The 18,802-nt window shown below is 74.0% G+C and carries 19 protein-coding genes; 9 read left to right on the forward strand and 10 right to left on the reverse strand.

The features are described 5' to 3' along the window. Positions 1–4: 4 nt before the first annotated feature. On the reverse strand, positions 5–1,000 hold the full coding sequence (locus O2W15_RS02900; RefSeq protein ID WP_269178311.1) for a YihY/virulence factor BrkB family protein: 996 nt from the start codon (positions 998–1,000) through the stop codon (positions 5–7). A 403-nt stretch (positions 1,001–1,403) separates the two neighbouring features. On the opposite strand from O2W15_RS02900, the gene O2W15_RS02905 reads away from it, so the two are divergent. Beyond that, complete coding sequence (locus O2W15_RS02905) at positions 1,404–1,985, forward strand: DUF6542 domain-containing protein (RefSeq protein WP_269178312.1); 582 nt, start codon at positions 1,404–1,406, stop codon at positions 1,983–1,985. Positions 1,986–2,070: 85 nt separating this feature from the next. On the opposite strand, the gene O2W15_RS02910 is transcribed toward O2W15_RS02905, so the two are convergent. Then, positions 2,071–3,042: a 4-hydroxy-3-methylbut-2-enyl diphosphate reductase gene (locus O2W15_RS02910; protein ID WP_269165996.1), complete on the reverse strand. Its 972-nt coding sequence runs from the start codon at positions 3,040–3,042 to the stop codon at positions 2,071–2,073. A gap of 155 nt (positions 3,043–3,197) precedes the next feature. On the opposite strand from O2W15_RS02910, the gene O2W15_RS02915 reads away from it, so the two are divergent. The 4 genes from O2W15_RS02915 (at position 3,198) to O2W15_RS02930 (ending at position 6,768) form a co-directional block, all read left to right on the forward strand. Beyond that, positions 3,198–4,343, forward strand: coding sequence for a lipid droplet-associated protein (locus tag O2W15_RS02915; RefSeq protein WP_269161685.1), 1,146 nt, complete (start codon positions 3,198–3,200; stop codon positions 4,341–4,343). A 247-nt stretch (positions 4,344–4,590) separates the two neighbouring features. Next, a complete protein-coding gene (locus O2W15_RS02920; protein ID WP_269178313.1) occupies positions 4,591–5,235 on the forward strand; it encodes a M15 family metallopeptidase in 645 nt (214 codons plus the stop codon). Positions 5,236–5,314: 79 nt separating this feature from the next. Next, positions 5,315–6,550 (forward strand): exodeoxyribonuclease VII large subunit, encoded by a 1,236-nt coding sequence (gene xseA / locus O2W15_RS02925; protein WP_269178314.1) that lies wholly within the window; start codon positions 5,315–5,317, stop codon positions 6,548–6,550. Further along, positions 6,547–6,768, forward strand: coding sequence for an exodeoxyribonuclease VII small subunit (locus tag O2W15_RS02930; RefSeq protein WP_036332921.1), 222 nt, complete (start codon positions 6,547–6,549; stop codon positions 6,766–6,768). Before xseA ends, O2W15_RS02930 begins: the two co-directional genes overlap by 4 nt. Here the strand turns inward: O2W15_RS02930 and O2W15_RS02935 are convergent. Beyond that, positions 6,765–7,427, reverse strand: a complete 663-nt coding sequence (locus O2W15_RS02935; RefSeq protein WP_269178315.1) for a DUF4245 domain-containing protein — start codon at positions 7,425–7,427, stop codon at positions 6,765–6,767. The genes O2W15_RS02930 and O2W15_RS02935 overlap by 4 nt on opposite strands. Positions 7,428–7,497: 70 nt before the next feature. On the opposite strand from O2W15_RS02935, the gene glpX reads away from it, so the two are divergent. After that, a complete protein-coding gene (glpX, locus tag O2W15_RS02940) occupies positions 7,498–8,553 on the forward strand; it encodes a class II fructose-bisphosphatase (RefSeq protein ID WP_269161681.1) in 1,056 nt (351 codons plus the stop codon). A 24-nt stretch (positions 8,554–8,577) separates the two neighbouring features. Here glpX and O2W15_RS02945 read toward each other — a convergent pair whose 3' ends face one another. Continuing rightward, a complete protein-coding gene (locus O2W15_RS02945; RefSeq protein ID WP_269178316.1) occupies positions 8,578–9,237 on the reverse strand; it encodes a DUF1707 SHOCT-like domain-containing protein in 660 nt (219 codons plus the stop codon). Between the two features lie 89 nt (positions 9,238–9,326). Between O2W15_RS02945 and O2W15_RS02950 the strand changes: the two genes are divergently transcribed. From O2W15_RS02950 to O2W15_RS02960, 3 genes are all read left to right on the forward strand, one after another. Continuing rightward, entirely contained in the window at positions 9,327–10,730 is a 1,404-nt protein-coding gene (locus tag O2W15_RS02950) for a class II fumarate hydratase (RefSeq protein ID WP_036332927.1), read from the forward strand. A gap of 103 nt (positions 10,731–10,833) precedes the next feature. Next, positions 10,834–12,135 carry a citrate synthase gene (locus O2W15_RS02955; RefSeq protein WP_269161678.1) on the forward strand — a complete coding sequence of 434 codons (1,302 nt, stop codon included), beginning with the start codon at positions 10,834–10,836 and terminating at the stop codon, positions 12,133–12,135. 191 nt (positions 12,136–12,326) lie between these two features. Beyond that, positions 12,327–14,237, forward strand: a complete 1,911-nt coding sequence (locus tag O2W15_RS02960; RefSeq protein ID WP_269178317.1) for an NlpC/P60 family protein — start codon at positions 12,327–12,329, stop codon at positions 14,235–14,237. Positions 14,238–14,262: 25 nt separating this feature from the next. Here the strand turns inward: O2W15_RS02960 and O2W15_RS02965 are convergent, their stop codons facing one another. The 6 genes from O2W15_RS02965 to flgL all read right to left on the reverse strand — a co-directional run bounded on the left by O2W15_RS02965 (position 14,263) and on the right by flgL (position 18,800). Beyond that, positions 14,263–15,024 carry a hypothetical protein gene (locus O2W15_RS02965; RefSeq protein WP_269178318.1) on the reverse strand — a complete coding sequence of 254 codons (762 nt, stop codon included), beginning with the start codon at positions 15,022–15,024 and terminating at the stop codon, positions 14,263–14,265. Continuing rightward, positions 15,021–15,368, reverse strand: coding sequence for a hypothetical protein (locus O2W15_RS02970; protein WP_036332933.1), 348 nt, complete (start codon positions 15,366–15,368; stop codon positions 15,021–15,023). The genes O2W15_RS02965 and O2W15_RS02970 overlap by 4 nt, the downstream gene beginning before the upstream one ends. 197 nt (positions 15,369–15,565) lie before the next feature. Further along, a complete protein-coding gene (locus O2W15_RS02975) occupies positions 15,566–16,663 on the reverse strand; it encodes a flagellar biosynthesis protein FliA (RefSeq protein ID WP_269161674.1) in 1,098 nt (365 codons plus the stop codon). Positions 16,664–16,767: 104 nt separating this feature from the next. Further along, the gene (locus O2W15_RS02980) at positions 16,768–17,355 is read right to left on the reverse strand and encodes a hypothetical protein (RefSeq protein WP_269178319.1); all 588 of its coding nucleotides are present in this window, start codon (positions 17,353–17,355) and stop codon (positions 16,768–16,770) included. 142 nt (positions 17,356–17,497) lie between these two features. Then, the gene (csrA, locus tag O2W15_RS02985) at positions 17,498–17,746 is read right to left on the reverse strand and encodes a carbon storage regulator CsrA (protein WP_269161672.1); all 249 of its coding nucleotides are present in this window, start codon (positions 17,744–17,746) and stop codon (positions 17,498–17,500) included. A 142-nt stretch (positions 17,747–17,888) separates the two neighbouring features. Next, a complete protein-coding gene (gene flgL, locus O2W15_RS02990; RefSeq protein ID WP_269178320.1) occupies positions 17,889–18,800 on the reverse strand; it encodes a flagellar hook-associated protein FlgL in 912 nt (303 codons plus the stop codon). Positions 18,801–18,802: the final 2 nt, after the last annotated feature.

Here is an 18,802-nt window from a genome sequence, read left to right on the forward strand (position 1 = left end):
TCGGTCAGGTGCGCGCGCCTGCGGTCGTCGATCCGCCCGGCAGCGGACGATCGGGGGCCGCAGCACCGGCCTGCGCGAGCCGGGCCTCCGCCACCCGGATGGCCGTCAGCTCCAGCTCGGCGGAGACCGCGAAGGCCAGGAAGATCGCACCCGAGGTCAGCTGCGCCCAGAAGAGCAGGGCGATCACGCCGGTCAGCGGTCCGTAGGCCGAGCCCAGGTAGCTGATCAGGTTCAGTGCCCCCGCCAGCAACAGGGTGAGCCCGGTCCACAGTCCCAGGGCCAGGGTGCTCCCCAGCACCAGCAACGACCAGCCGGGCTGGCGACGGTACGGAGCCCGGCGGAGCATCAGGGTGATCGCGGCGAGCAGCAGCCCCACGGCGACCGGGCCGACCACCAGCACGACCACCTCCTCGTCGATGCCGTACACGTCGTCCATCGCCTCGGCTGCGGCCACGAGCGTGGTCACCAGCACCGACCCCACCATCAGCGGCACCCCCGCGATGCCGGCCAGCACCAGCGCGCGGCGGTACTTCTCGACGGTGGGCCGGTCCCGCTGGATGCCGTAGATGCGGTTGGCCCCGCGCTCGAGCTGGCCCATGGCGGTCGCCAGCGCGAGCGTCGCCGCAGCCAGCCCCAGCGCGGTGGCGATCGGGATCCCGTCCGGCTGGTCGCTCCACGGCGACAGCACCCGCTGGACCATCTCGTCCGAGGCGCTGGGCGAGAGCTGCAGCACCGTCCGGTCGACCAGCAACCGCAGCGACGGCGTCTTGAGCAGGTTGCTCAGGCCGATCGCGGCGATCAACAGCGGCACTGCGGCCAGCGACAGTTGCAGCCCGAGTGCCCGGGCGTGCGAGAAGCCGTCGCCGTAGCGGAACCGCGACCAGGAGGCCCGCCACAGCTCGACGACCCGGCAGCTGCGCAGGGTCACCCACGCATCGCGGGCGGTCAGCCGATCGCCGTCCCGCGCGGCGACCTCGGGGACCAAGCTCACCGAGCTCATGCGGGCAGGTCCTCCTGGACGGGTCGTGGACGGACGCGATGCCCGCACCGCCGGCAACCACCCCTCGGCGTCGACCAGCCTGTGGTCGATCCCCCGACGCCCCTCCGTTCATGCCCAGCGTGTCGGGATCGTCACCGAACCGCCACGTCCTCCTCAGCCGTTCGGGTGGCCTCGGGGACACGTGGGGCGAGTGAGGCCCTCGTGCCCACAATGCGCCACCTCGGTGGGACGACACCGGCGAGTTCTGACCCGCCACTCCCGGCCGGGTCCAGCGTTCACTCAGGAAGGGCCGATACCGTGGCCCGACCAGTGGGGCGGCCTCGGCCCTCCGCTGCCGACGAGGAGGTGCACCATCGCTCCGGTCACTGTCGATGCCCGAGTTCGAGACAGGCGGGAGGACGCCGTGCGTGCAGAACGCAGCGACGCCGGCCGAGCCGCAGGCCGCGGCTACCCGTCGCCCCGGGCGGCCGGTGGCGCGCCCCCCGGCCGCGCCCCCGAGCGTCGTGCCCCCGACCCGCGTGCCGCCGGTCGCGGCGGCCGCCACCCCGACGAGGTCCGCCGCCCCGCGCCCTCCGCTGCACCACGCGACGGAGGACGGAGCGGCTCCTCTGCGTACGGCAGCCGCACCCAGAGCACCGGGATCCGCGGCGCCCTCGCGATCGCCGGCGTCTTCCTGATCACCCTGATCGCCGCTGCGGCCGACTCCTACATCGGCCTCGGCCTCGGCACGATCACGCTGGTGGCGCTCACCGCCGGGACCATCGGGGCCGCCCTGGTCACCCGACGGAGCGACCTGCTGAGCGTCCTGGTCGCCCCGCCCCTGGTGTTCGTGGCGGTGGCCCTGCTGAACATCGGCCTGGCGCCATCGGCCAGCCTGAACCTCCCCACGCTGGCGACGCTGCTCGTGCGCGGGTTCCCGGCCATGGGCCTGGCCACCGGCGCCGCGCTCGTGATCACCCTCGGGCGGCTGGCCGCCCGCCGCTGAGCCACCCGGACACGCGAGAGGGCCGGCACCCCGATGGGTGCCGGCCCTCTCGCGTCCCGCCCTGCGTCTGCGCAGGGCGGGTCCGTCAGTCGGTCTCGACCGCGAGCGCCTCGCGACGCGGCTTCAGCTCGTGCGGCAGGGCGAACACCAGCCGCTCCTCGGCGGCCTTGACCGTCTCGACGTCGGCGTACCCGCGAGCCGCCAGCCAGTCGAGCACCTCGCTGACCAGGATCTCCGGCACCGACGCGCCGCTGGTGACCCCGACCGTGCCGACGCCGTCCAGCCAGGCCTCGTCCACCTCGGAGGCGAAGTCGACCAGGTGCGAGTCGCGGGCGCCGGCCTCCAGTGCCACCTCGACCAGCCGCACCGAGTTCGACGAGTTGGTGGAGCCGACCACCAGCACGAGGTCGCACTCGGCGGCCATCTGCTTGACCGCCTGCTGACGGTTCTGCGTGGCGTAGCAGATGTCGTCGCTGGGCGGGCTCTGCAGACCGGGGAAGCGGTTCTTCAACGAGTCGACCGTCGCCAGCGTCTCGTCGACCGACAGCGTGGTCTGGGACAGCCAGACGACCTTCTCCGGGTCGCGCACCTGGACGTTGGCGATGTCCTCCGCGCCGTCGACGAGCTGGGTGTTCGACGGCGCCTCGCCCATCGTGCCCTCGACCTCCTCGTGCCCGCGGTGCCCGATCAGCAGGATGTCGTAGTCGTCCTTGGCGAAGCGCTTGGCCTCCATGTGCACCTTGCTCACCAGGGGGCAGGTGGCGTCGATCGTCCGCAGCGACCGCTGCTCCGCCTCGGCCTTCACCGCCGGGGAGACGCCGTGGGCACTGAAGACGACGACCGCGCCCTCGGGCACCTCGTCGGTCTCCTCCACGAACACCGCACCCCGGCGCTCGAGGGTCGCCACGACGTGCTTGTTGTGCACGATCTGCTTCCGGACGTAGACCGGGGCGCCGTGGATCTCCAGCGCCCGTTCGACGGCGATGACCGCCCGGTCGACGCCGGCGCAGTACCCCCGGGGGTCGGCCAGCAGGACGCGTCCGCGCGGTTCAGCCATGCCCCCACTGTAGGTGCGCGCACCGCACAGGACCCGCCGCTGCGGCCCGGAACGGGTGGCGCTGGACACGCTGGGGCGGCAGGAGTGCGCCCGGACGGGGGACGGCCCACGCGGTCGGGCTGCCGGTGATCGCCACGTGCGGCACCCTGGGCCCCATGGCTCGAGAGATCCCCGAGGTGGTCCGCGCGGCAGCCGGACTGGCCGCCACCGTGCTCGACGAAGCACGCAAGCTCCCCACGACGTTGCCGGGGCTCCCGGTCCGGCTGATCGGACAGGCCCTGCAGACCTCGCTGCAGCTGCAGCAGCAGTACTCCGGGCTCGTGGCCCGCGGCGACGAGGTGCTCACCAGCCTGCGCGGCGACGCCGGACCAGGGCTGGCCACCTTCGACGAGGAGGACGAGGCCCCCGCTCCTCGGCCGGCCTCCGCCGGGCGCGGCTCCGCCTTCGACCGGGTCGTGGACCTCGACGACGACCCCACGGCCGAGGAGCTCGCCGACACGCTGGCCGACGACCTCGCCGCCGCCGACCTGCCGGTGGTCGACCCCGACGACCTCTCCGACGAGGTGGCAGCCGTGCTGGCGGCCAGCTCCGACGACACCGTCGCCGACCTCTCCCCTGCCGAGGTCGCCGCGCTGCCGGACGACCCCGAGGCCGACGCGGTGACCGCGGTCGTCGACGAACTGGCTGCCGAGGTCGCCGACGAGGTGGCGGTGGAGGCGCCCGACGCCGTCCCGGACGAGGTGCTCGAGGAGCTCACCGCCGACACCGTCGCGGACATCGCCGAGGACGAGGCCGAGATCGAGGCGGCGGTCGCCGACGAGCTCGTCGCCGAGCCCGCGGTGCCCGGCACCCCGCCCGCGGAGGTCCTCGGGGCCGGGGTGTCGACGCTGGAGGACATCTCCCCCGAGCAGGTGCCCGGGCAGACCCGGATCGTCGACGACGCGGTGCCCGACGTCCCCGCGCTCGACGACGCGACCGAGGAGCTGGTCGACCTCGGCGGACCGGAGGCGGCGGAGAGCGTCACGCCCGGCAGTGCGGTCACCGACAGCGCCGCCAGCGACCCGCTGGTCCCCTCCGACACGCCGGCCGACGCGACCGGGCCGGACGCCGACGGGGCACCGGTCAGCCCGGTCGAGGGCTACGACTCCTTCAGCATCCCGGCGTTGCGCGGGCACCTGCGCGCCTACCCGACCGAGACCGTGGCCGACCTGCTCGACTACGAGCGGGCCACCCGCGCCCGCGCGCCCTACGTGACGCTGCTGCAGAACCGGCTGGAGAAGCTCAGCGCCGACCGCGGCTGAGCCGGCGGCAGGGACGAGGCAGGCAGCGGAGACGGTGGGCAGCGCGGACACGAGGGGCACCAGGCACACGAGCGGCACCGGGCACACGAGGGGCACCGCCACGGGGGGACGTCGACGGCTCGTCCTGCTGCTCGCGCTGGTCACCGTGCTGGTCGTCGCGGTCGGGGCGGCCGTCTGGCTGCGGGGTGGGGCGGACGACGACCCGACCCCGACGGCTGTCGGGGGTCCCGCCACCACCGCGTCGGCCGTGACCCCGAGCCCCACGCCGACGCCCACGCCCACGCCCACGCCCACGCCGACCTTCGACCGCACCCAGCAGTCGCTCACCGACCCGGCCAGCACCTGGGTGGTCGTCAACAAGGCCCGCCCGCTCAGCCCGATCGACTGGGCCCCGGCCGACCTGGTCCCGATCGGGAACGGCTACCAGCTGCGCGCGGAGGCGGCGCAGGCGATGGACGCGATGATCGGCGCCGCCGCGGCCCAGGGCCTGGACCTGAGCGTGCAGAGCGCCTACCGGCCCTACGAGTACCAGGTGGCGCTGTTCAGCGCCCAGGTCAGCCGCTTCGGCGAGGACCGAGCCGAGATCCAGGTGGCCCGGCCCGGCCACAGCGAGCACCAGACCGGGCTGGCGGCCGACGTCGGTGGCGGCGGCTGCGACATCGAGAGCTGCTTCGCCACCACGGCCGAGGGCCAGTGGGTGGCCGCCCACGCCGCCGAGTTCGGCTGGCTCGTGCGGTACCCCGAGGGCGGCCAGAACGTGACCGGGTTCAAGTACGAGCCGTGGCACGTCCGGTACGTGGGCGCCCCGCTGGCCACCGAGATGCAGCGCACCGGGGCAGCGACCATGGAGGAGTTCTTCGGGCTGCCCCCGGCCCCGGCTTACCCCGGCTGAGACGGCCTCCTCCCGGGGCCCGCCCCGGGCTCGCCGGGCTCGCGGAGGAGCGGGTCCGCCGTCTGGCAGGCTCGGGCGGGTGACCAGCCCGTCGTCCCCCGAGTCGCCCTGGCCGGTCCGCACCGTGGCGCGCAAGGTGGCCGAGTGGATCGGCCGGCTCGGCGAGGTGTGGGTCGAGGGACAGGTCGCCCAGCTGTCCCGGCGCGGCAACGCAGCGACCGTCTTCCTCACCCTGCGCGACCCCGCCGCCGACCTCTCGGTACCGGTCACCTGCCACCGGGACGTCGCCGACCGGCCGGGCCTGGAGCTCACCGAGGGCGCCCGGGTCATCGTCCGCGCCCGCCCCGACTACTACGTCGCCCGTGGGTCCTTCTCGCTGCGCGCCACCGAGATCCGGGCGGTCGGCCTCGGCGAGCTGCTGGCCCGGATCGAGCGGATCCGCCGGCTGCTGGCGGCCGAGGGCCTGTTCGACGTCGCCCGCAAGCGTCCGCTGCCCTTCGCCCCGGCCGTCGTCGGCGTGATCACCGGGCGGGACAGCGCCGCTGAGCGCGACGTGCTGGTCACCGCCCGGCGTCGCTGGCCGGCGGTTCGCTTCGCGATGCACAACTGCGCCGTCCAGGGTCCGACGGCGGCCGAGTCGGTGATCGCCGGGCTGCAGCGGCTGGACGCCGACCCGACGGTGGAGGTGATCGTAATCGCCCGCGGTGGCGGTTCGGTCGAGGACCTGCTGCCGTTCTCCGACGAGGGCCTGGTGCGGGCGATCGCGGCCAGCCGCACGCCCGTCGTCACCGCCGTCGGGCACGAGACCGACACCACGCTGGTCGACCACGTGGCCGACGTCCGGGCGGCCACCCCCACCGACGCCGCGCACCGGGTCGTCCCGGAGATCGGTGAGCAGACGCGGCTGGTCGAGGGCCTGCGCGCCCGGGCCCGGCACCTGCTGGGCAGCCGGCTGGAGCAGCAGGAACGCTGGCTGGAGTCGGTGCGCAGCCGCCCGGTGCTCGCCGATCCCCAGCGGCTGCTGGCCGGCCGCGCCGACGACGTCAGCGCGCTGCGCACCCGGGCCACCCGCACGCTGACCCACCGGGTGGAGGGCGCCGAACGCGACCTCGTGCACGCCCGCGCCCGGGTCGCCGCACTGTCCCCCGCGGCGACGCTGGAGCGCGGCTACGCGGTGGTCCAGCGGGCCGACGGCGCGCTGGTCCGCGACCCTGCCGGGGTGGACGACGGCGAGCGGCTGCAGGTGCGGGTCGCCGGCGGCCGGCTACCGGTGCGGGTCGACCGCACACCCGCCGGGGAGGATGGGGAACCGTGACCGAACAGCCCGAGCAGGCCGTCGAGCCGACCCAGACCTACGAGCAGGCCCGCGAGGAGCTCGCCGACGTGGTGCGTCGGCTGGAGGCCGGCGGCCTCACCCTGGAGGAGTCGCTGGCGCTCTGGGAGCGCGGCGAGCAGCTGGCCGAGCTGTGCCAGCACTGGCTCGACCGGGCCCGCGAGCGCCTGGCCGCCGCCGCCCCCACCGGGCAGGACTAGGGGGCGTACGGCTCCAGGGAGCCGGCCAGGGTCGCCAGCTCCTCGTCCGACGCCGAACCGCTGACCACCAGGGTGGCGCCGTCCGCGGTCCGGGTCAGCGCCGTCTCCCCGCGCTGGGTGTCGAGCCGCTCCCACGTCTGTCCGTCGACCTGCTCGGTGCCGTCGGCGGTCGCGCCGTCCAGGACGTCGGCGAGCGCAGGTGCGCCCGGGTCGTCGCTGACCACGTACCCGGCGTACTCCTCGCTGGGGGTGAACCAGCCGATCTCCAGGGTGACCGGGGCGCCGGCCTGCACCGAACCGGCGTTGGTGCGCACGCTCGTCGACCGCCACCCGTCGGGGAGGTCGGTCGGCACCAGCAGCTCGTAGTCGGCCCGCTCGGCGGCCGCCCGCTGCGCGCTCGCGGGGTCGACGTCGCGGACCGGGTCGGTGGGGTTCTGCCGCAGGGCGGTGACGCCCACGATCACCAGGCAGATGACCAGCAGCGGCAGCAGCGACCGGATCATGTTGGCCGAGGTGAAGCGGTGCATCCGGTCCTCGGCCGGGGAGGCTGCGGGGGCCGGGCCGCCGGCGTCGGGCAACGCGCCGGTCGCGGTGTCGGTCGCGGTGACGGAGGGCTGGGCGGGCCGGGGCTGCTCGCCGTCCTGGCCGGTGTCGGGCATGCCCCTAGGATCGCAGCACCGCTCCACCACCCCGCTGGGCAGCGTCGCCCGACGGCTCTCAGGAGGTCCTGTGTCCCTTCCCCTGCCCGACGGCCCGCTGCAGGCCAGGCCGGCCTCCACCCTGCGCGCCGACCGACCGGCGCCGGACCGCAACCTGGCCCTGGAACTGGTCCGGGTCACCGAGGCCGCCGCGCTGGCCGCCGGCCGCTGGGTCGGCCGGGGTGACAAGAACGGTGGCGACGGCGCCGCGGTCGACGCGATGCGCGCGCTCATCGGCACGGTGCACATGCGCGGCGTCGTGGTGATCGGGGAGGGCGAGAAGGACGAGGCCCCGATGCTCTACAACGGCGAGCACGTCGGCGACGGCTGGGGCAACGACTACGACGTCGCGGTGGACCCGATCGACGGCACGACGCTGATGGCCAAGGGCATGCCCAACGCGATCGCGGTGATGGCGGTGGCCGACCGGGGGGCGATGTACGACCCGTCCGCCGTCTTCTACATGGACAAGATCGCCACGGGGCCGGCCGCCGCCGACGTCGTCGACATCACCGCACCGGTGGCGGACAACATCCGCAAGGTGGCGAAGGCCAAGAGCAGCTCGGTGGGCGACGTGACCGTCTGCATCCTGGACCGGCCGCGGCACGAGACCCTGGTCCGGGAGGTCCGCGAGGCCGGCGCCCGGATCAAGTTCATCACCGACGGCGACGTCGCCGGGGCGATCGCCGCCGCCCAGGAGGGCACCGGTGTCGACCTGCTGATGGGCATCGGCGGCACGCCGGAGGGGATCATCACCGCCTGCGCCCTGAAGTGCATGGGCGGCGCGCTGCAGGGCCGGCTGTGGCCCAAGGACGACGCGGAACGGCAGCGCGCCCTGGACGCCGGCCACGACCTGGACCGGGTGCTCGTGATCGACGACCTGGTGCGCGGCGACGTCTTCTTCGTCGCCACCGGCATCACCGACGGCGAGCTGCTGCGGGGGGTGCGGTACCGCGCCGGCGGGGCGACCACCCAGTCGTTGGTGATGCGCTCGCGCTCGGGCACGATCCGCTCGATCGAGAGCCTGCACTCGCTGGAGAAGCTCAACCAGTACTCCGCCGTCCCCTTCGGCGAGGACGACGCCTGAACCGTCGGCCCGCGCCGCCCCGGCTCAGCTCGCGGGCGGCGGGGCCGACCGGCGCTCGGCCAGCCGGTCCAGGACGGCCCGCCACCGGCTGGGCGACTCCCCCGGCGCCAGGCTGCGCAGCTTCAGGTCACCGAACACCGTCCGCCCCCGGACGACGACCCGCGGGGTGCCCGGGAGCCGCGGCACCGGCGCGAGCTCGGTCTTGCGGTCACCGAAGACGGTCCAGCCCTCGATCTCGGCGGCGACGCCCTCGCTGACGATCACCTCGACGTCGCCGAAGACCGTGCCCAGCTGCAGCGCCACCACCTCCTCGGAGGTCCGCAGGCCGCGGAGGTCGATGCGGACGTCGCCGAAGACGGTGCTCGCCCGCTCCGGCACGCTGGTGGTCGCGGTCAGCTTCACGTCGCCGAAGACGGTGGCGATCGTCCCTGTCGTCCGTTCGCCGACGATCTCCCCGACCGCCGGGACGGCCGACGCCGGCGCGGGGAGGTCGGTGAGCAACTGGTCGAGGTCGGCCGTCGTCACCGCGGCGTAGGCGACGTCGGCCCGCTGGGTGAACTCGTCCACGCTGATCCGGCCCTCGCCGAGGGCGGTCTGCAGCCGGGTCACCACCGCATCGCGCTCGGCGTCGGAGGCACGGACGACGGGCACCGGGTCGGGCTCCCCGGCCTGCTGCTGGCTCATGCGCCGGACCCTAGCCGCGGCGCCCGCCCGTGGTGTCTAGGGTCGCTCCCGCAGGACCATCAGCACACATCACACCCGGGGAGCGCAGCGTGGCCACCGAGACCGACGGCGGGGATTACCGCATCGAGCACGACTCCATGGGGGAGGTCCGCGTCCCCTCGTGGGCGAAGTGGCGCGCCCAGACCCAGCGGGCCGTGGAGAACTTCCCGATCTCCGGCACGCCCATCGAGCGTGAGCTGATCGGTGCGCTGGCGGCGATCAAGGGTGCTGCCGCCGGGGTGAACGCCTCCCTCGGCGTGCTGCCGCAGGACGTCGCCGACGCCGTCACCGAGGCCGCGGCGACCGTCGCCCGGGGTGACTGGGACGCGCACTTCCCGATCGACGTCTTCCAGACCGGGTCGGGCACGTCGAGCAACATGAACACCAACGAGGTCATCGCCACCCTGGCCACCGAGGCGCTCGGCTCACCGGTGCACCCGAACGACCACGTCAACGCCTCGCAGTCGTCCAACGACGTCTTCCCCTCCGCCATCCACGTCGCTGCCACCGGCGCCATCGTGCGCGACCTGGTCCCCGCGCTGGAGCACCTGGCCGGCTCCCTCGAGCGCAAGGCCACCGAGTTCGCCGAGGTCGTCAAGAGCGGCCGCACGCACCTGATGGACGCCACCCCGGTGACCCTGGGACAGGAGTTCGGCGGCTACGCGGCCGCCGTCCGCTACGGCATCGAGCGGCTGCACGCCTCGCTCCCCCGGATCGGCGAGCTCCCGCTGGGCGGCACCGCCGTCGGCACCGGCATCAACACCCCGCCCGGTTTCGCCGCCGCGATCATCGAGCGCCTGGCCGGCGAGCTGGACCTGCCGCTGTCGGAGGCCCGTGACCACTTCGAGGCGCAGAGCTCCCGGGACGCCCTGGTCGAGGGGTCCGGTCAGCTCAAGACGATCGCCGTCGGCCTGATCAAGATCGCCAACGACCTGCGCTGGATGGGCTCGGGCCCGCGCACCGGCCTGGGCGAGATCGCCCTGCCCGACCTGCAGCCGGGCAGCTCGATCATGCCGGGCAAGGTGAACCCGGTGATTCCCGAGGCGGTGATCCAGGTCGGTGCGCAGGTGATCGGCAACGACGCCGCCGTCACCTACGCCGGCACCACCGGCGTGTTCGAGCTCAACGTGACGCTGCCGCTGATGGCTCGCAACGTGCTGGAGTCGATCCGGCTGCTGGCCAACGTCAGCCGGCTGCTGGCCGACCGCTGCGTCGACGGCGTCACCGCCAACGTCGAGCAGTGCCGCACCTACGCCGAGTCCTCCCCCTCGATCGTCACGCCGCTGAACAAGTACATCGGCTACGAGGAGGCGGCCAAGGTCGCCAAGCAGTCGCTGGCCGAGCAGAAGACCATCCGCCAGGTCGTGGTGGAGCGCGGGTACGTGGAGCAGGGGAAGCTCACCGAGGAGCAGCTGGACGCCGCCCTCGACGTGCTGTCGATGACCCACCCGTAAGGCCCTGCAGAGCGGCCTCCGCGAGGCGTCCACGGCCCCGTCGCAGAACTCTGCGGCGGGGCCGTGTCGCATCCTCACGAGAACTGAGTAGCGTCCAGACCTGATGAGCGAGACAGCGAACACCCCAGACGTAGCCCTGCGCTGGCCCGGCGGCGAACTGCCGCTCCGGGTCGTCCCCGCGACCGAGGGGTCCGAGGGAATCGACACGAGCAAGCTGTTGGCCACCACCGGCCAGGTCGCCCTGGACATCGGGTTCGTGAACACCGCGTCCTGCACCTCGGAGATCACCTACATCGACGGTGACCAGGGGATCCTGCGGTACCGCGGTTACCCGATCGACCAGCTGGCCGGCAAGGCGAGCTTCCTGGAGGTCTCCTACCTGCTGATCTACGGCGAGCTGCCGACGGCCGACGAGCTGGCGGCGTTCGACCAGCGGATCCGCCGGCACACCCTGCTGCACGAGGACCTCAAGGGGTTCTTCAACGGCTTCCCGCGCGACGCGCACCCGATGCCGGTGCTGTCCTCGGCGGTCAGCGCGCTGTCGACCTTCTACCAGGACTCGCTCGACCCCTTCAACCAGCAGCAGGTCGAGCTGTCGACCGTGCGGCTGCTCGCCAAGCTGCCGACCATCGCCGCCTACGCGTACAAGAAGTCGATCGGGCAGCCCTTCCTCTACCCGGACAACTCGCTGGGCCTGGTGGAGAACTTCCTGCGGATGACCTTCGGCTTCCCGGCCGAGCCGTACGAGGCCGACCCGGAGCTGGTCAAGGCGCTGGACATGCTCTTCGTCCTGCACGCCGACCACGAGCAGAACTGCTCCACCTCCACGGTGCGGCTGGTCGGCAGCTCGCACGCCAACATGTTCGCCTCGGTCTCGGCCGGCATCAACGCGCTGTTCGGCCCGCTGCACGGCGGGGCGAACCAGTCGGTGCTGGAGATGCTGGAGGGCATCAAGGCCGACGGCGGCGACATCAACCGCTTCGTCACGCGGGTCAAGGACAAGGAGCCCGGCGTCAAGCTGATGGGCTTCGGGCACCGGGTCTACAAGAACTACGACCCGCGCGCGGCCCTGGTGAAGGCGACCGCCGACACGGTGCTGGACAAGCTGGGCGGCAACAACGAGCTGCTCGACCTGGCCCGCCAGCTCGAGGAGATCGCCCTCTCCGACGACTACTTCGTCGAGCGCAAGCTCTACCCGAACGTCGACTTCTACACCGGCCTCATCTACCGGGCGATGGGCTTCCCGACCCGGATGTTCACCGTGCTCTTCGCCATCGGCCGGCTGCCGGGCTGGATCGCCCAGTGGCGGGAGATGATCGAGGACCCGGCCACGAAGATCGGCCGACCGCGGCAGGTCTACACCGGCCCGGCCGAGCGCTCCTTCGTGGAGATCGCCAACCGCTGATCGACCCAGCACGTTCTGAGGCCCCGCCGTCCACCTGGACGGCGGGGCCTCGTCGTCTCCCCCCGAAGGGGTGAGCTGCACCCCCCGAACCGGTGAGGGACCTCCACCACCCCGGGGGGCACGTCGATGGGATCAGGACACCGGACGCCGCCTGGCGGCCGGGCCGATCCGACGCAGCTGGGGGGACGAAGGTGCCCGCACCACGCGCGCAAGCTCCTGCGCCGCGGCCCCGTGCACAGTCCGCCGCCGGCCGGTCCACCCCGAAGCCACCCGCCAGGAAGCCCGCCACCCGGAAGGCGCCGGTCCGGCAGCCTGCGGGGAGGAAGCCCGCCCCGCGTACCCCGGCCGGCCGGCGTCCGGCCCCCGGCAGCCGCCGTCCCGCACCGCGGCGCACCCGCACCCCCGGTGCCGCCCAGCGCTGGTGGCACCGCCTGGCCGTCGTCAGCGGCGCCACCCTGGCCCTGATCGCCGTCCTCGCCGTCACCGCCCAGCCGCCCACCGAGGCCGGCCAGGTCTCCACACCGGCCGCCGTCGCCGGCCAGGCCGAGGCCACCGCCGCCACCCTCGCCGACGCCGCCGCCCGCCACCGGGCCGCCCTGTCCGAGGCCGAGAGCCTCACCGCCCAGGCGCAGCAGGCCCGGGACGCCGGCGCGGCCGCGCTGGCCGTCGTCGCCGCCGACCGGGCTGCCGTGGGCGCCCATGCCGCCGCCGCCTACCGGCGCAGCCCGGACGAGCGCTGGCCGCTGGCGCAGCTCTCCCTGCACTCCCCCGGCTCGACGCCCGCCGTCCTGCACGCGCAGGGCCTGGCCGAGCAGCTGACCGAGCAGCAGGACGCCTCGGTCGCCCGGGCCGCGCTGGCCGCCGTGCACGCGGCGCAGCACACCGACACCGCCGCCGCGGCCGACGCGGCCGCGGCCCAGGCGCGCAGCCGGGCCGCCGAGGTGCTCGTCGAGATCCGCGAGATCGTCGCCGAGCTCGACCCGACCGTCAGCGCCCAGTGGGCCGCACTGTCGACCAGCGCCGCCGCTGCCGACCAGCAGGCCCGCAACGCCGCCGCGCTGACCAGCTGGCAGGACCACCTGGGACGGTTGGCCGCGGCCGGGGTCACCCCGCCCCCCGCCGCGACCCTGACCGACCCGGGTGCACTGCCGGCCGGGCTGGCCCCGCTGCGCGACGCCACGGGTGCGCCGGTGCCCGGCGTGGCCACCACCTACGCCGCCGGCGGCACGCTGACCGTGCTCCCCGCCGAGACCGTCGCCGCGGTCAGCGCCGCGTTCGCCCAGCTCGGCAAGCCCTACCTGGTCGGGCAGCACGGACCCGACGGCTACGACTGCGGTGGGCTCACCGCGACGGCATGGGCGCAGGGCGGCATCGGCCTGCCCGCCGACCTGCCCGGCCAGTGGGCCCAGGGCACCCCCGTCCCGGCCGGGCAGCTCCAGGTCGGCGACCTGGTGTTCCGCACCGACCCGCGCAGCGGCCTGGACGACGTCGGCCTGTACCTGGGCGGCACGAGCGTGCTCTCCGCCTCCGCCGACCGCCGGCAGGTGGCGGTGCGCGAGCTGGCCGACCTGAGCACCGCCGTCCGGGTGACCGTGCCGCCGGCCACGCCCGCACCGCTGCCGGTCAGCGGCCCCGTCCCGGCGACGTGCAGCGCACCGCTGCCCGCCCCGGGCAGCACCACCGGGCCGGCGACCGGCGCGTGGGGTGGCTGGGCCAACGGGCAGATCCCGGCCGACCAGCTCTGCTCGATCAGCAGCGGGCACCGGTTGCGCTGTGACGCGGCGGCCGCCTACCAGGCGATGGCCGCGGCCTACGCGCAGACGTTCGGCGCCCCGCTGTGCATCACCGACTCCTACCGCTCGCTGGGCGCGCAGGTCGACGTCCACCACCGGAAGCCGCGGATCACCGCGGTGCCGGGCACCTCGAACCACGGCTGGGCCCTGGCGGTCGACCTGTGCGGCGGCATCAACCGCTCCGGCACCGCGCAGACGGCGTGGATGCAGCTCAACGCCGGGCACTACGGGTGGCTGCAGCCGGACTGGGCGCAGGCCGGCGGGCAGAACCCGGAGCCGTGGCACTGGGAGTACGGCGTCCTGAGCTGACCGGCTGAGGAGAGGGCGCGGCGGGTCAGGCCCAGCCGAGGTCGGCGAGCTCCCGCCACGGCAGGGTCGCGCAGGCGTCGGTCGCCTCGGCCACCAGCCGGCGCGCCACGGCGGCGTCCGCGCAGGCGACCGGCCGGCCGGGGGTGACCACGACGTGCATGTCGTGCAGCCGCAGCCCGGCCGCGGCCATCTCGACGAGCAGCTCCTCGGGGCGGACCAGCACCGCGGTGTCCACGCCGGGCACGCCGGCCGAGGTCCACAGCGCCAGCGGACCCTCGACCCGCAGCGCGGTCCGGACGACGGCGGCCCGGCCCAGCGCAGCCGAGCGCGCCTGGTGGACCAGGGGCACGGACGCAGTGCGGGACGGCCGCCAGGGCACGACCAGCTGGTCGCGCGCGACCACCACCCGCCAGCCGAGCGCGGTCTGCCGGGCGTCGGACCAGTCCAGGACGGCGATGCCGGCGGCCAGCGCGATCGGGTCGGGCACCGGGCGGCGCGCGAGCCAGGCGTCCAGCGCGGTGGCGACCGACTCGGCCGCCACGGGCACCCGGGCCCGGGTCATCTGCTCGGCGAGCTCGGCGAGCAGGACGCGGGTGCGGCGACCGGTGTCGTCCAGCACCAGCATCGGGCCGCGGCCCGCGCCGTCGAGGACGCCGAGCTCCAGGTCCGGGTCGACCCCCCGGTCGGCCAGCAGCTCCACGGCGGCCCGCACGTCGTTCACCCGGACCTCGGCCCGGTTCAGTCGCTGGAGGAGACCGCCCGGGGTACCGAAGAGCGCTCCGGTCATGCGCTGCGTCCTCCGGTCAGGGCTTCTCGGGCCACGGTCGGCAGACCGGGCAGGGACAACACACTCGCCAGTTCGACGGCGGACAGCCGCACCGGGACCACGTCGTCCGACCAGCCGGTGGCCCGGCGGACGCGCGCGGTGGGCGCGGGCCAGACGACCTCGCGGGCGGCGGCGACGTGCAGTTCGGTGAGCACCTCGCCCAGGTGGACGGCGACCACCGGGTGCAGCGGCCCTCCGTCGAGCGCAGCCTGCACGGCCCGCTCGACCTCGAGCCGGTCCGGGCTGCTCAACCAGTGCGGGACGAGCACCGCCTGGGCCGGGTCCCCGGCGGGCGGGCCGCTCACTCCCCCACCGCCGGACGACGGGCTCCGGACCCGACTGGAGGACCTTCCCCCGCACTGTGGCGAGGGGGCTCCGGCGCGGTCACGACTTGGATATCGGCAGGTGAGAGGCCCGATGGACCCGGATCGCAACCTTTTCCGCCCGCTCTGGTCAGTTCCGGGACACCGGGCCGCCGCACGTGCGGAGAGGCTGGCGGAGCTCAGCCGCCGAGCTCGGTGAGCCGCTCCTTGAGGGCCTTCTCGGCGCGGTCGGCGTGCACGTTCATGTTGCGCACCGACGTGCCCAGGTCGGCCGACAGCTGGGTCTTGGTCTGCCCGCCCCAGGTGGTCAGGTACCAGGTCGCCCAGCCCAGCACGTTCGGCTGCGCGGCGCGCTGGTCCCGGCGGGCGGTCGGGTCGGGCGCACAGGCGGCGGTCAGGGCGTGCGACAGCAGGCTCTGCTCGGCCTCGCCCATGATCTCGTCGGGCACCTCGGCGCTGTCCGGGACCACGAACTCGACCGTGTCGGTACCGCCGTCCAGGGACTGCAGGTTGCGCAGGCCGTTGAGGGTGGCGACCGTCTGGGAGTTGCGGCGCAGCGTGGCCACGCTCTGGCCCATGTAGGCGGCCAGCTCCTTCTCGCTGGGCCGGCGCTGGTTCTCCGCGGTGAAGGCGGCGACCGCCTTCTGCTGCTTGTTCTCCGTGTCGGCGGCGGTCCGGCCGTAGGCGTTGCGGCCCAGGTCGTGCACCCACTTGGAGAGCTGGGTGGCCAGGAAGGCCCCGAAGGGGACGGACTTGGTCTCGTCGTACTGGCTGACCGCCTTCAACACCCACTCGGCGACCTGCTGGTCGACGTCGTCGTTGTCGGGCAGGTGCAGCCGGATCGTGCTCATGTTCCGCTGCAGGCGCTTGAGGCTCACCCGGCAGTAGTGCCGGCACAGGCCGTCCAGGAACGCGGCGGGCAGGTCGCGGGGGGCCCGGCGGCGCACGCCGGCCTCCGGCCGCAGCCCGACCGTGGCGTAACCCTCGGCGGCGCACCAGGCGCGGATCAGGCCGGCGAGCGCCTCGCCCGTCCCGGTGTCGCCATCGACCCGGTACAGGCCGTCGCCCTCGTCGTAGGTCACCGTGACCCCGGCCGGCAGGGCGGCCCGGAACTCGGTGAGCGGCAGCTCGCGGTCGGTGCGGAAGTGCACCCGGTCGCGGGGGGTGATGGGGGCCAGCGCCCAGCCCTCGGCCTCGGTGAGCCCACCGAAGACCAGCGGTTCACGGGTGCGGGCGGGGTCGGTGGCGAGCTGGGTGGTGAGCATGTCCTGGGACACCGGTCCTCCTGAGGGGAAGTGCAGGTGGGCTGGGTGGGGCGTGCCTGGGGTGTTGCTGCTGCAACGGGTGGGACGCGGCCCTCGTGGGCCCACCACCTCCGGCCTCAGACGAGGGCGGGCACCCCGCGGCGAGCGGAGGTGTGGACGCTGTCCGCAGAGGGACGGCGCGGCGAGGGGATGCGCGGGCTCGGGACCCGCGGCGCCCGCGGCCGGGGGTTCTCGACGGCCTCGAGCACACCGGCGGCTGCTGCCCGCTCGACCTCGTTCGGCTCGGCGACGTACACCGGCATGAAGTCGTAGAGGTCGGTGAAGAGCCCGTCGACGAAGGCGTAGGCGGCCTGCGCCTGGTCGGAGAACTTCGCGATCAGCTCACGCGGGCCGAGCTCGACGCCGACGGTGACCCGGACGGCGCGGTCGTCGCCGCTGAGCCCGGTGAGGGCGAAGGCCACCGAGTCGTGCCGGGCGGCCAGCTCCGCGAGGGCGGCGAGGCACCGGCGGGTGGCCGACCGGCGGGGACGCAGCTGGACGTGCACCACGACCGTCTCCGACCAGGCGGCGGGGACCGGCTCGTCGAGCGAGCCGTCGACGGCACCACACAGACGCAGGTCGTCGGCGCCGGACGGCCCGACGCGCAGGTCGACGGACAGCTCGATGTCGACTGCCGGGCCCGATGCGAGTGCGCTGAGTTCCATGTTCGTCTCCCCCTGTAACCGTGGTGCGTTGGGAGAAGACTTGCGCACGATCGGAGCCTCGGACGGCGAGACTCGCCGCCCTGTGACTACTGTGACGGCTGAGGTGAGCTGTTATTGGCCCGTATCGGGCGACCCTATGGCATTACTTGCTAGTCGGCTGATCCGGTCCTGGTGCAAATGCCGACAAGGCGCCCAGCGCGTCGGCGGCCACCTCGGCGGCCAGGCTCTGGGCCTCGGCGATCTGCTTGTAGACCTCTTCGCGGTGGATCGTCACCTCGCGCGGGGCCTTGAAGCCCAGTCGCACGGTGCCGCCGCGGACCTCGACGACGTAGACCTCGATGTCCTCGCCGATCCGGATGCTCTCGCCGACGCTGCGGGTGAGAGTGAGCATGGGTACCCCTCCATGGGTTCGTGTGGGCCGTCCGTGGCATCGCCCCGCCGGTCGGCGGGACCGGGAGCCTCCACCCGGGTGGACGCTCCCTGCTCCTGCTTTCTCGGCAGGCGGCCCCGGGAAAGGGCCACCTGCCGCGGTGTCACCGCAGGAAGTCCAGCAGAGTCGGCTGGATGGCCTTCGCGGTGGCCCCCAGCGCGGCCTCGTAACCGACCTGCTGCATCTGCAGGTTCATGATCGTCTTCGGCAGGTCGACGTTCTCGATGACCGACGACCGGCTGGTGAGCGAGAGCTGCAGGTCCTTGTTCACCTGCTGTGCCGTCTCGATCCGGTTGGTCCGCGTACCGATGTCGGCGACCGCCGCCAGCATCCGGTTCAGCGCGACGTCCAGGTCCTCCAGGTGCCCGGCCAGTGCCGCCGGGTCGGCGACCACGTCGGTGGCGATCGCCTGGACGATCGCGAAGAGATCACCGGTCGCCGGGTCCCCGAAGGCCTCCGGCCCGGTGAGGTCGACCCGGATCGCGTCGGCGTCGGACACCTGTCGGTTGACCGGGATGACCGGCATCGGCGGCACGGAGGTGCCACCGAAGCCCTGGTAGCCACCGGTGGCGGCGTCGTAGGCGATCGAGCCACTGGTGACGCCGCCGAAGACGGGCTTTCCCTGGACCGTGCTGTTGGCCAGCCCGAGCAGGCTCGCCCGGATCCCGGAGACCTCGGTCGAGATCGCCGTCGCCGAGGCATCGGACAGCGTGCCGGCGTTGAGGCCCTTGACGGTCAGCGCCCGCACGTTCTGCACCTGCTTGATCATGTTCTGCAGGGCGGAGTCCGTCGCGTCGAGCAGGCCGATCCCGTCGTTGATGTTCCGGGCGTACTGCGCGGCACCGGCGAGCTCCTGGCGGGTCTGCATCGCGGCGTTCGTGCCGGTCGGGTCGTCCGAGGGCTTGTTGATCGTCTTGCCCGAGGTCAGCTGCGCCTGCAGCTTGGCGATGGCCTCCTGGTTCCGGTTGAGGCCCTGCAGGGCGGTGACGGAGAGCGCGCGCTGGGTGATCCGCATCA

Source organism: Modestobacter sp. VKM Ac-2979, from assembly GCF_026967995.1.
Taxonomy (GTDB): Bacteria; Actinomycetota; Actinomycetes; order Mycobacteriales; family Geodermatophilaceae; genus Modestobacter.

Coding starts and splice junctions, on each gene's coding strand:
- O2W15_RS02945 (WP_269178316.1), bottom strand. CDS start 9,237: ATGAGCCAGCAGCAGGCCGGGGAGCCCGACCCGGTGCCCGTCGTCCGT.
- O2W15_RS02965 (WP_269178318.1), bottom strand. CDS start 15,024: ATGACCGGAGCGCTCTTCGGTACCCCGGGCGGTCTCCTCCAGCGACTG.
- O2W15_RS02980 (WP_269178319.1), bottom strand. CDS start 17,355: ATGGAACTCAGCGCACTCGCATCGGGCCCGGCAGTCGACATCGAGCTG.
- csrA (WP_269161672.1), bottom strand. CDS start 17,746: ATGCTCACTCTCACCCGCAGCGTCGGCGAGAGCATCCGGATCGGCGAG.
- O2W15_RS02955 (WP_269161678.1), top strand. CDS start 10,834: ATGAGCGAGACAGCGAACACCCCAGACGTAGCCCTGCGCTGGCCCGGC.
- O2W15_RS02935 (WP_269178315.1), bottom strand. CDS start 7,427: ATGCCCGACACCGGCCAGGACGGCGAGCAGCCCCGGCCCGCCCAGCCC.
- flgL (WP_269178320.1), bottom strand. CDS start 18,800: ATGCGGATCACCCAGCGCGCGCTCTCCGTCACCGCCCTGCAGGGCCTC.
- O2W15_RS02900 (WP_269178311.1), bottom strand. CDS start 1,000: ATGAGCTCGGTGAGCTTGGTCCCCGAGGTCGCCGCGCGGGACGGCGAT.
- O2W15_RS02915 (WP_269161685.1), top strand. CDS start 3,198: ATGGCTCGAGAGATCCCCGAGGTGGTCCGCGCGGCAGCCGGACTGGCC.
- O2W15_RS02910 (WP_269165996.1), bottom strand. CDS start 3,042: ATGGCTGAACCGCGCGGACGCGTCCTGCTGGCCGACCCCCGGGGGTAC.